The 11111-nt window shown below is 69.2% G+C and carries 11 protein-coding genes; 5 read left to right on the top strand and 6 right to left on the bottom strand.

What is annotated here, in order from left to right:
• Position 1 precedes the first annotated feature (1 nt).
• The 5 genes from KIK09_RS55690 to KIK09_RS55670 all read left to right on the top strand — a co-directional run bounded on the left by KIK09_RS55690 (position 2) and on the right by KIK09_RS55670 (position 4467).
• The gene (locus KIK09_RS55690; RefSeq protein ID WP_214327683.1) at positions 2–631 is read left to right on the top strand and encodes a hypothetical protein; all 630 of its coding nucleotides are present in this window, start codon (positions 2–4) and stop codon (positions 629–631) included.
• Positions 628–1719 carry a C40 family peptidase gene (locus KIK09_RS55685; RefSeq protein ID WP_308164868.1) on the top strand — a complete coding sequence of 364 codons (1092 nt, stop codon included), beginning with the start codon at positions 628–630 and terminating at the stop codon, positions 1717–1719. Before KIK09_RS55690 ends, KIK09_RS55685 begins: the two co-directional genes overlap by 4 nt.
• Positions 1716–2108 carry a (deoxy)nucleoside triphosphate pyrophosphohydrolase gene (locus KIK09_RS55680; protein ID WP_214327682.1) on the top strand — a complete coding sequence of 131 codons (393 nt, stop codon included), beginning with the start codon at positions 1716–1718 and terminating at the stop codon, positions 2106–2108. The genes KIK09_RS55685 and KIK09_RS55680 overlap by 4 nt, the downstream gene beginning before the upstream one ends.
• 59 nt (positions 2109–2167) lie before the next feature.
• Complete coding sequence (locus KIK09_RS55675; RefSeq protein ID WP_214327681.1) at positions 2168–3259, top strand: hypothetical protein; 1092 nt, start codon at positions 2168–2170, stop codon at positions 3257–3259.
• A gap of 74 nt (positions 3260–3333) precedes the next feature.
• On the top strand, positions 3334–4467 hold the full coding sequence (locus KIK09_RS55670) for a hypothetical protein (RefSeq protein WP_214327680.1): 1134 nt from the start codon (positions 3334–3336) through the stop codon (positions 4465–4467).
• Between the two features lie 307 nt (positions 4468–4774).
• On the opposite strand, the gene KIK09_RS55665 is transcribed toward KIK09_RS55670, so the two are convergent.
• From KIK09_RS55665 to KIK09_RS55640, 6 genes are all read right to left on the bottom strand, one after another.
• On the bottom strand, positions 4775–5527 hold the full coding sequence (locus tag KIK09_RS55665) for a succinate dehydrogenase/fumarate reductase iron-sulfur subunit (protein WP_214327679.1): 753 nt from the start codon (positions 5525–5527) through the stop codon (positions 4775–4777).
• Positions 5524–7398: a fumarate reductase/succinate dehydrogenase flavoprotein subunit gene (locus KIK09_RS55660; protein ID WP_214327678.1), complete on the bottom strand. Its 1875-nt coding sequence runs from the start codon at positions 7396–7398 to the stop codon at positions 5524–5526. The genes KIK09_RS55665 and KIK09_RS55660 overlap by 4 nt, the downstream gene beginning before the upstream one ends.
• Positions 7399–7412: 14 nt before the next feature.
• Positions 7413–8102, bottom strand: coding sequence for a succinate dehydrogenase subunit SdhC (gene sdhC, locus KIK09_RS55655; protein ID WP_443678899.1), 690 nt, complete (start codon positions 8100–8102; stop codon positions 7413–7415).
• Positions 8103–8373: 271 nt separating this feature from the next.
• Positions 8374–8826 (bottom strand): response regulator, encoded by a 453-nt coding sequence (locus KIK09_RS55650; RefSeq protein ID WP_214327676.1) that lies wholly within the window; start codon positions 8824–8826, stop codon positions 8374–8376.
• Positions 8823–9965 (bottom strand): sensor histidine kinase, encoded by a 1143-nt coding sequence (locus tag KIK09_RS55645; RefSeq protein WP_214327675.1) that lies wholly within the window; start codon positions 9963–9965, stop codon positions 8823–8825. Before KIK09_RS55645 ends, KIK09_RS55650 begins: the two co-directional genes overlap by 4 nt.
• Entirely contained in the window at positions 9962–11098 is a 1137-nt protein-coding gene (locus KIK09_RS55640) for a PP2C family protein-serine/threonine phosphatase (RefSeq protein ID WP_214327674.1), read from the bottom strand. The genes KIK09_RS55645 and KIK09_RS55640 overlap by 4 nt, the downstream gene beginning before the upstream one ends.
• Positions 11099–11111: the final 13 nt, after the last annotated feature.

Here is an 11111-nt window from a genome sequence, read left to right as displayed (position 1 = left end):
CATGGCCCAGGCAGGTGACAAGCGAGGGGTGGCCTTCGCCGCGATCGTGGTGATCGTGGCGGCCGTCGGGATCTACCTGACGATGTGGCCGAGTTCGGACGACCCGTCGACGGAGCAGCCGGCGGCCGGCCGTACCACCAGCTCCTCGGCGGCGCCGCCGAGCAAGCCGCTGGCCACCGCCAGCGGCGCGCCCTTCGACATCTACTCCTACCTGCCCATGTCCAAGCAGGAGCTGGCGGCGGCCGCCGACCTGGCCGAGCGGTTCACCGCCAGCTACGGAACGTTCCGCTACGACGAGGACCCGGCCGCCTACCTGGCCAGGGTGAAGGTGTTCACCACGCCCGAGCTGGGCAACGTGCTGGCCAGGACGCTCACCTCGCCGGGCACGGTCGAGCAGAACCGGGCCGACCAGGTCGTGGCCACCTCCACGGCCAAGATGAAGGAGATCAGGCAGGTCAGCAAGACCTCCGTGGTGTTCGTGGTCACCGGCACCCAGCAGCTGACCGCCAAGAGCGGCACCAAGCAACTCGCCGACGACTACGCGGTGACGGTCTCCGAGGCGGGCAACGACTGGCGGGTCTTCGACATGCAGCCCGCCGACGACGGGCAAGACGGGGACACCCAGGGGTGAAGGTCTCCCAGCCGCGCACGGCCCTGGTGATCGGCGTCGTCGGGGCGCTCTTCCTGGCGTTGATCATCATCTCGCCGATGCTGATGACGGCCGTCCCCTCGATCCTGGGCGGCGGCGGGAGCTCCACCGACTGCAACGGCACGCCGGTCGAGGAGGCCTCGGACACCGCCGGATCGGACATCCCGCCCAAGTACCTGGACCTGTACAAGAAGTTCGGCAAGCAGATCGGCGTGCAGTGGAACATCCTGGCCGGGGTCGGCAAGCGGGAGACCGACCACGGCCGCTCCACGATGCCGGGCGTGCAGAGCGGCACCAACGAGGCGGGCGCGGCCGGGCCCATGCAGTTCCTGATCAGCACCTGGGGCGGAAAGCCGCAGATCAGGATGGACTCCACGTTCAGCGGTTACGCCTCCGACGGCGACGGCGACGGGATCGGCGACATCTACAACCCGGCCGACGCCATCCTGGGCGCCGCCAAGATGCTCAAGCGCAACGGAGCCCCCGAGAACGTCCGGCGGGCCCTGTTCGTCTACAACCGGGCCTGGTGGTACGTCGACCAGGTGATCGAGATCGCCCGCAAGTACGCCAAGAACGGCGACGTCCCGGTGCCGCCGCAGGCCGACTCCTCCTGCGACGACCCGCTGGTCGAGGCCGCGCCGAGCACCGTGGTGGCCAAGATCCTGGCCTTCGCGCTGGCCCAGCGCGGCAAGCCGTACCTGTGGGGAGGCACGGGGCCCGACGCGTTCGACTGCTCGGGGATCATCTACGCGGCCTACCGCGCGGCGGGGCTGTCGATCCCGCGCACCACGTTCGGCCAGTGGCCGTTCGGCGTGAAGATCGACGCGGGCAGCGAGCAGCCCGGGGACCTGGTCTTCTTCAACGCGGGACCCGGCACGGGCCCCAACAGTCCCGGGCACGTCGGGATGATCGTGGCGAAGGGGAAGATGATCGAGGCGCGCTGCACCTTGTGCGGCCCGATCAAGGTCACCACGTACCAGGAGCGTGACAACATCGTCGGCTACACCCGGCCGCTGGCCAACCCCGACGTGCTGGAGCAGCTCAAGAAGCTGGAGAATGCTTCCCTATGACGCAGACCGTGGTGGCCGCAGTGATCGTCGCCTCCGGCGGGCGGGTGCTGGCCGCCCAGCGGGGCGAGCCGCCCGCGCTGGCCGGCGGCTGGGAGTTCCCTGGCGGGAAGGTGGACCCGGGCGAGAGCGACGTCGAGGCGCTGGTGCGCGAGTGCCGCGAGGAACTCGGCGTGGAGATCGAGGTGGGCGAGCGGGTGGGCGGCGAGTGGCCGCTGGCCCCCGGGTACCTGATGCGGGTCTGGCTGGCCCGGGTGGTGTCGGGGGAGCCGGAGGCCAAGGAGCACCTGGCGGTGCGGTGGCTGGCGCCGGGGGAGTACTACTCGGTGGACTGGCTGACCGGGGACCTTCCTGTGATGGCCGCGGTGGAGAAACTCCTTTCTGAGGATTAGGTGACCGCGAAGCGTGACATAACCACTACTAAGTGTGTCCGCGTTCGGGGGGAAGCGGCATGTTCAGAGACGGCTGGCTCACGGTCGCTGTCGGAGCATTGATCTTGACGGGGGCGCCCGCCGTGCCCGCGGGCGCGGACGACGACGGCGTGTCTCTGTTCTTCGACCGGATCGGGAATCCGGACGACCTGGGCCAGTGGGCCCGCACGGGGGACGTGCTGCGGTTCCGGGTACGGCTGGAGGGCACGGGGCAGGACGCCAGCCTGTCCCTGGCGGCCCAGCCGGAGCAGGCGCTGGCCACGGTCAGCTGCGCGCCCGACGCCCCGCCTGACGCTACGGCTGACACGAGCCAGGCCGCGGCGACCGCAGACCAGACCCGGGTGTGCAGGCTCGGCGATCTCTCGGGCGAGCGGACCGTGGACGTCGACCTGACCGTGCCGCAGGGGGCGACGGAGGTCATGCTGGCGGCCACCGCCGAGGTACGCGACGGCTCCGGTGTCGACACGCTGCGCAGGAGCGCCACGCTGCCGGTGGTGACCCGGCTGGTCAGGGCTCCCGCCGAGGTCTCGCCGTACACGATCAGCGGCACGGCCACCCTCCTCGACCCGCAGGACCTCACCGATACGGCGAGCACCTGCGACCCCGTGACCCCCCGCACGGCCGAACACCGGCATCAGGCGCGCGAGCACACCACTCACACCGCCGCCACCTCGAGCCACAGAGTCCCGGCCGGACCCCGCACCCCCATCACCGCGCCCGCCCCGGTCGCCGCGCCCGCGCCGCTCCATGCGCCCGCGCCGCTGGGCAGGCTCGGGTCGCACCACCTGCGTGCTCCGAGCGTGCGCGCGGATGCGGACGCACCGCAGGGCGAGCCCGCCGACACGCAGGTGCCGGGAATCGGGGGCGCGATGAAGACGCTCGACCTGCCCCGGATCGCGCCCGGCGGGCCGGCCACGCAGGGCGAGGGGGACCCGCTGCCGATGCAGATCTCCATCGTCGCCGCCGCGCGACCCGAGGCCGACCAGCAGTTCAACCTGATGACGCCCGCCCAGGGATTTCCGGTGGCCGCGGGCGGCATCGCCGTACTTCTCGGGGCGCTGTGGCTGGTGGTCAGGGCGCAGAGATCGCGGATTCGCGGAAAGGTGTTGTAATTCCGACTTTACTGTTACTTTGACCCGACTATTATTCCCTTGACCTTGCTTTCGGAACTGCGCGGAGGGCACCGGTGGCACGCACGCGAGCGACGGCCGTGTCCGCGCTTGTCCTCGCCGTCGGGTTAGCGGGTGTGGTGTCTGCCCCGTTCGTCGCCCAGAGCGCGAACGCCAGCTCCGCCGTGCTCGCCCGTGACCCGAGCGTCCCGCCCTGCGACGCCGACCAGGTCTGCGAAACGCCCGAGGTGACGGTCACCACGACCATCACCCAGGAGCCGGACCCCGAGACGACGATCACCAAGACGATCACGCCGACGCAGAAGACGAAGACCCCGACGCCGAAGAAGTCCACGAACCCGGCCCCCGCCACCACCAAGTCCACGACCGCGCCGCCCCTGCAGCCGCTCCCGTCGCAGAACGTCCAGGTACCTCCTGCCACCACGGCGCCGCCGACGACTCCCGAACAGAGCGTGCAGCTGCCCACCGTGGCGCCCGAGGACAGCTTCAGCTCCACGCCGCCCGCCTCGCCCGCCGGCAGCAGCCCTGCCAGCGACTCCGTGCAGCTCGAACTGCACGCGGCGACGCCGGAGTTCGACCAGCGGACGCTGGCGCAGAAGCTCAGCATCCCGGCGCTGGTGCTGGTCCTGCTGGTGCTGTTCGCGGTGCTCATCTTCGAGGGCCGGCTGCGCCGTATGGCCCACGCGGCGGCGATCCGCAAGGCGGGTCCGCACTACCCGGGACCTGAGCAGCCCAACGGCTACCCGGCCGGGCCCGGCTACACCACCGCCGGCTTCCAGGCGCCCGGCTACCCGGGCGGCACGGCCTACGCGCCGATCATCAGCTTCGTGCCCGTGCAGACCTACCCGGCGCAGCCGCCGCAGTATCCGACCTATCCGGACCCTTACCCGCCGGCGCCCACCGAGCCGCCCGTCGTGCTGCACCCGGACGAGTTCGACTCCTACAGCCACGAGACCCCGACCCAGCCGGCCGCCGAGCCGGAGTACCGGGCGCCGTTCGAGCCGCTGATCCCCGCCGATCAGGAGCCCTGGGACGACCACCCCTTCGGCCCCGCCTCCGCCGCCGAATCCGGCGACTCCGAGCCCTGGCAGTCGGTCGGCGAGCACGACTCCACGATCGTCGCCGAACGCCCGACGATCGGCGAGCACGACTCCACAATCGTCGCCGAACGCCCGCAGGATCTTTCCTGAAGCCTCTGTACGGCAGGCCGCCCCACCGGCCGCCCGCCGTCGTGCGATGAGGGCCTGAGACCGGCGCTTCCGGCGAGTCGGTGCCACCTGCTCGCCGTCACGCCGCCCGCTTGTCGTGGCCCTCAGGCCTCGGCTCGCCGCCGTACAGGGCGCCGGGCTCCCGCCGTACACCTTCCCGCCGACGCGGCGCCTGGGAGCGGGCCCTGGGGGCTCGTGGCGCTCGCCGTACGGAGCGGGCGCGCTGGGCCTGCCGTACGGGCATGAAGAAGCGCCCCCTCTCCGCGGAGAGGAGGCGCCGGCGGGGTGGTTACTTGGGGCGGCGGAAGATCTTGTTGCCCAGCCACACCAACGGGTCGTACCTGCGGTCGACGACGCGTTCCTTCATCGGGATGAGGGCGTTGTCGGTGATCTTGATGTGCTCGGGGCAGACCTCGGTGCAGCACTTGGTGATGTTGCAGTAGCCGAGGCCGTGCTCCTTCTGCGCGGACTCCTGGCGGTCGGCCACGTCATACGGGTGCATGTCCAGCTCCGCGATCCGCATGAGGAAGCGCGGCCCGGAGAAGGCGGGCTTGTTCTCCTCATGGTCGCGGATGACGTGGCAGACGTTGTTGCACATGAAGCACTCGATGCACTTGCGGAACTCCTGGGACCGCTCGACGTCGATCTGCTGCATGCGGTACTCGCCGGGACGCACGTCCTTGGGCGGGGTGAACGAGGGGACCTCGCGCGCCTTCTGGTAGTTGAAGGAGACGTCGGTGACCAGGTCCTTGATGACGGGGAACGTCCGCATCGGCGTGACCGTGATCGTCTCGTCCTCGGTGAAGGTCGACATCCGGGTCATACAGCCCAGGCGCGGCTTGCCGTTGATCTCCATCGAGCACGAGCCGCACTTGCCGGCCTTGCAGTTCCAGCGCACCGCCAGGTCGGGCGCCTGCGTGGCCTGCAGGCGGTGGATGATGTCGAGGACGACCTCGCCCTCGTTCACCTCGACGGTGAAGTCCTCGAGCTTGCCCTCGCCGCCCTCACCGCGCCAGACCTTGAACTTCGCCTTGTAACTCATTTCTCGTTCCCCAGCTCTTCATCGGTGAGGTACTTCTTCAGCTCAGCCACGTCGAACAGGTCGAACAGGTCCTGACGCATGGACGGCTGGATCTTCTCCTCGACCTCGATCGACGAGCCGTCGGCCGTGGAGCAGACCAGCAGCTTGCGCCGCCACTCCGGATTCATGCCGGGGAAGTCGTCGCGGGTGTGGCCGCCGCGGCTCTCCTCGCGCAGCAGCGCCGCGCGGGCCACGCACTCCGACACCAGCAGCATGTTGCGCAGGTCGATCGCCAGGTGCCAGCCCGGGTTGTAGATCCGCGAGCCGGCCGCGCCGACGAGCTGCACGCGCTCCTTGAGCTTCTCGATGACCTCCATGGCCTCGGAAATCTCCGGGGCCTTGCGGATGATGCCGACCAGGTCGTTCATCGAGCGCTGCAGCTCGTGGTGCACCTCGTACGGGTTCTCGCCGGTCCGCCCCAGCGGGGCCAGGGCCTCGGCGTGCGCGGCTTCGACGTCCTCCGAGGAGGCCGACGGGCGCGCGGCCAGCGAGTCGACGTACTCGGACGCGCCCAGCCCGGCGCGCCGGCCGAAGACCAGCAGGTCCGACAGGGAGTTGCCGCCCAGCCGGTTGGAGCCGTGCATGCCGCCCGACACCTCGCCGGCCGCGAACAGCCCGGGCACGGCCGCCGCGCCGGTGTCGGCGTCGACCTCCACGCCGCCCATGATGTAGTGGCAGGTCGGGCCCACCTGCATGGGCTCGGCGGTGATGTCGACGTCGGCCAGCTCCTTGAACTGGTGGTGCATCGACGGAAGCCGCTTCTTGATCTCCTCGGCGGGGAGCCGGGAGGAGACGTCGAGGAAGACGCCACCCTGGGGCGATCCACGCCCGGCCTTCACCTCGGAGTTGATCGCGCGGGCCACCTCGTCACGCGGCAGCAGCTCCGGCGGGCGCCGGTTGTTGGCCTGGTCGGTGTACCAGCGGTCGCCCTCCTCCTCGGTGGTGGCGTACTTGTCCTTGAAGACGTCGGGGATGTAGTTGAACATGAAGCGCTCGCCCAGCGAGTTGCGCAGCACGCCGCCGTCACCGCGGACCGACTCGGTGACCAGGATCCCGCGCACCGACGGCGGCCAGACCATCCCCGTCGGGTGGAACTGGATGAACTCCATGTTGATCAGGTTGGCCCCGGCCAGCAGCGCCAGCGCGTGCCCGTCGCCCGTGTACTCCCAGGAGTTCGAGGTGACCACGTAGGACTTGCCGATGCCGCCGGTGGCAAGCACCACCGCGGGCGCGTCCCAGACCACGAAGTTGCCGGTCTCGCGCCAGTAGCCGAACGCGCCGGCGATCTTGTCGCCATCCTTCAGCAGCCGGGTGACCGTGCACTCCGCGTAGACCTTGATGTAGGCCTCGTAGTCGCCGTGCGTCTCGTAGTCCTCCTGCTGCAGCGCGACGACCCGCTGCTGCAGGGTGCGGATCAGCTCCAGGCCGGTACGGTCGCCGACGTGCGCCAGGCGCGGATACTCGTGACCGCCGAAGTTGCGCTGGCTGATCTTGCCGTCCTTGGTGCGGTCGAACAGCGCGCCCCAGGCCTCCAGCTCCCAGACGCGGTCGGGTGCCTCCTTGGCGTGCAGTTCGGCCATACGCCAGTTGTTGAGGAACTTGCCGCCCCGCATGGTGTCACGGAAGTGCACCATCCAGTTGTCGTCGGGGTTGACGTTGCCCATCGCGGCGGCCGCGCCGCCCTCCGCCATGACCGTGTGCGCCTTGCCGAACAGGGACTTGCAGACGATGGCCGTCCGCTTGCCCTGCTGGCGTGCCTCGATCGCGGCCCGAAGCCCTGCCCCGCCCGCGCCGATGACGACGACGTCGTATTCGTGACGCTCGATGTCCACTGTCCTGAATTTCCTTACGCGTACGGGAAGTTGATGACGTGCATGGCGACCAGCCGGACGTACAGGTCGGCGCCCATCACCGAGAACATCGAGGCCCACGCGAGGGGCTGGTGCTTGGCGTTGAGCTTGGAGACGAACGTCCAGGCCTTGTAGCGCAGCGGGTGCTTGGAGAAGTGGTTGAGCCGCCCCGCGGTGATGTGCCGGCAGGAGTGGCAGGAGATCGTGTAGGTCACGATCAGGATCGCGTTGATGATCAGGATCCAGGTGCCCAGGCCGATCGGCTTGTGGATGAGCGCGAGGATCGCGTCGTAGCTCAGGATCGCGCCGATGACGATCGCGGCGTAGAAGAAGTACCGGTGGATGTTCTGGATGATCAGCGGGAAGCGGGTCTCACCGGAGTACTTGCCGTGCGGCTCCTGCACCGCGCACGCCGGCGGCGACAGCCAGAACGAGCGGTAGTAGGACTTGCGGTAGTAGTAGCACGTCAGACGGAAGCCGCCCGGCAGACCGAGGATCAGCAGTCCCGGCGGCAGCGTGTACCAGTCACCGAAGGGCGCCAGGCCGAACAGGCGCGCCCCTTCGGGACAGGATGTCGCCAGACACGGCGACGAGAACGGGGCGATATAAGGATCGATGTAGTAGTTCGTGTTGATGATCGCCCACACGCCGTAGACGAGGAACGAGCTGAGCCCGAGGAATGTCAAGAGCGGTGCCAGCCACCATCTGTCCGTCCGCAGCGTGCGCACCTTGACTTGTGCTCGCTGCCTTCTGACCGAAGCTTCGGGCGTCGTCTGGGTCATCGCGGACCTCTCCACCTCCCGCGGACCCTGCGCTGGGGTGGGTCCGGGTTCGTTCTGTGAATGCGCGTACGGCACAGCGGTTCCGGCGCGCGTTGGTGGGGGATACGTTACGACGATGGCATGGGTATTTGTGAGAAGGGTCACTCACTTTTTCGATGACCCACTGTGATTCCTGTCACGTCCCACCATCATGGTGACTCGGAAGCTTTACCACTGTTACGAAAAAGTCATCTATTTGCCTGACAACGCGTATGAACTGTTCAAAGTCCACTGGTTTGGAGACATAGGCGTTCGCGTGCAGGCGGTAGCTGCGGATGATGTCCTCTTCCGCCTCGGAGGTCGTCAGGATCACCACGGGGATCGTGCGCAGCTCGGAGTCAGCCTTGACCGCCTCGAGCACTTCCATCCCGTCCATCCTGGGCAGGTTCAGGTCGAGCAGCATCAGATCGGGCCGCGGCACGTCGGCGTAGCCGTCCTCGCGGCGCAGGAACGCCATCGCCTGCTCGCCGTCGTTGACCACGTGCAGCCGGTTGCGCACCTTGTTGAGGTCGAAGGCCTCCTTGGTCAGCAGGATGTCGCCCTGGTCGTCCTCAACCAGCAGCACCTCGATCGGGCGCCAGTCGTTCATCGTTCGTCTCCTGCGGCAGGCAGTGTCCAGCGGAACGTCGCGCCCGGGCCCTCCGCCTCACGGTCGAGCCACAGCTGCCCGCCGTGATACTCGACGATCTTGCGGCAGAGCGCCAGGCCGATCCCCGTGCCTGGATACACGTCCCGCGGGTGCAGCCGCTGGAAAATCAGGAAGATCCGGTCGGCGTACTTCGGCTCGACGCCGATCCCGTTGTCGGAGCAGCTGAACTCCCACATCCCGTCCACCTGCCTGGCCGCGATGCTGATGCGCGGCGGCAGCTCGGAACGGAACTTGACGGCGTTCTCGACGAGGTTCTGGAACAGCTGGGTCAGCTGGACCCGGTTGCCGATCACCTCGGGCAGGTCGTGCCAGGTGACCACGGCTTCCGTGTCGTCGATCCTGGCCGACAGGTTCTCCAGGGCCGTCGCCAGCGCCTGGCTGGTGTCGGTGACCACGCGCTCGCCGGTCACCCTGCCCACGCGGGAGAAGTCGAGCAGGTCGTTGATCAGGCCCTGCATCCGTTTGGCCCCGTCGACGGCGTAGGAGATGTACTGGCGGGCCCGGTCGTCGAGCTGCTCGCCGTACCGCTGCTCCAGCATCTGGGTGAAGCTGGCGACCTTGCGCAGCGGCTCCTGCAGGTCGTGGCTGGCCACGTAGGCGAACTGCTCGAGCTCGCCGTTGGAGCGGCGCAGCTCGTCCGACTGCTCCTCCGCGTGCCGCCAGCCCGTGAGGATGCGCCTGCGCATGGAGTCGATGTGGCTGGACAGCTCCGCCAGCTCGGCCGGCCTGTCGACGTCCAGGCGGTGGTCGAAGTCCCCCGCGGCCACCGCGCGCACCTGCTCGGTGAGCTGCTTGAGAGGCTTCAGTACGGCGAGCCGCACCACCACCGCGACCCCCACCCCGGCCACCAGCAGCACCGAGAACAGCACGACCAGCGTCACCGTGACCTGGTCGAGCGCGGCGGCGACCTCAGGGCGCGGGCCGACGTCGCGGACCCGGCCGACCATCATCAGCGTGACCACCACGCCGACGGCGTAGGCCACCAGCACGAGGGCGCCCGTGACGATGAACCAGCGGGCGAGGGGCAGCCTGCCCAGCCCGGTCGGCTCCTTGGGCGGGGGCAGCGGGCCGATGCTCATGGTGAACTCCTGCGCACGAGTACCGCGGCGAGATCGTCGCTCAACGTTCCCACATGCCGGATCAGCCGGTCGAGATCGATCGTGCCGTGTTCGCGCACCAGGCCGACCAGTCCCTCGACGCCGAGCCGTTCGGCGTTCTCGCCCATGGCGGCCTCGATCAGCCCGTCGGTGTACAGCAGCATCGACCACCGCTCGCCCAGCGGTACGTCGAGCACCTTCCACCCCGCGTCGGGGAAGATGCCCAGCGGCGGGCCCGACGGCGCCTCCGCGACCACGTCCACGGCGCCGTCGCGGACCAGCACCGGCGGCGGATGGCCGACCACCCGCATCCTGGCGTGGCGCAGGTCGGGAGAGATCGTGGCCATGCACAGCGTGGTGAAGATCTCCGGCGCCTTGCGTTCGACCCGTAACAGCGCGTCCAGGGTGTGCAGCAGCAGGTCGCCGGTCTGCCCGGCCAGGACGAGCGTGCGCCAGGCGATGCGCAGCGCCACCCCGAGCGCCGCCTCCTGCGGGCCGTGGCCGCACACGTCGCCGACCACGATGTGCACCGAGCCGTCGGGGGTCTGCACGGTGTCGTAGAAGTCGCCGGCCAGCAGCGTGCTCTGGCTGCCCGGCAGGTAGCGCGTGATGTGCTCGAGCGCGCCTGTGTGCAGCAGCGGCACCGGAAGCAGGCCGCTCTCCAGCCGCGCGTTCTCTTTGGCCGTCAGCTCGGCCTCCACCAGGCGCAGCTGAGCCAAGTCGGCCCGCTTGCGCTCCATGGCGTAGCGGATGGCGCGCGCCAGTAATCGCGCGTCGACGTCCTGCTTGACCAGGTAGTCCTGGGCACCTGCCTGCACCGCCGCCACGCCCATGTGCAGGTCGCGCAGGCCGGTCAGCACCAGCACGGCCGCGTGCGGGGCCAGCCGCAGGACCTCTTCCAGCGCCTCGAGCCCGCTGGCGTCGGGCAGTGACAGGTCCACGAGCACGCACTGGATCTCGCTGGTCAGCCTGGGCCTGGCCTCGGTCAGGGTGCGTGCCCAGACGATCCTGGGCGGCGCCTCGGCCTCCTTGAGCAGCTCTTCGACCAGGAACGCGTCACCGGCGTCGTCCTCGATGAGGAGCAGTGTGAGCGGTACGGAAAGGGTTGACGTCACATGCGCCTCTTCA

This window comes from Nonomuraea sediminis (assembly GCF_018531495.1).
In the GTDB taxonomy this organism is placed as follows: Bacteria; Actinomycetota; Actinomycetes; order Streptosporangiales; family Streptosporangiaceae; genus Nonomuraea; species Nonomuraea sediminis.
The sequence above is the reverse complement of the archived record's forward strand: the minus strand, read 5'-3'. Positions and strand labels throughout refer to the sequence as shown.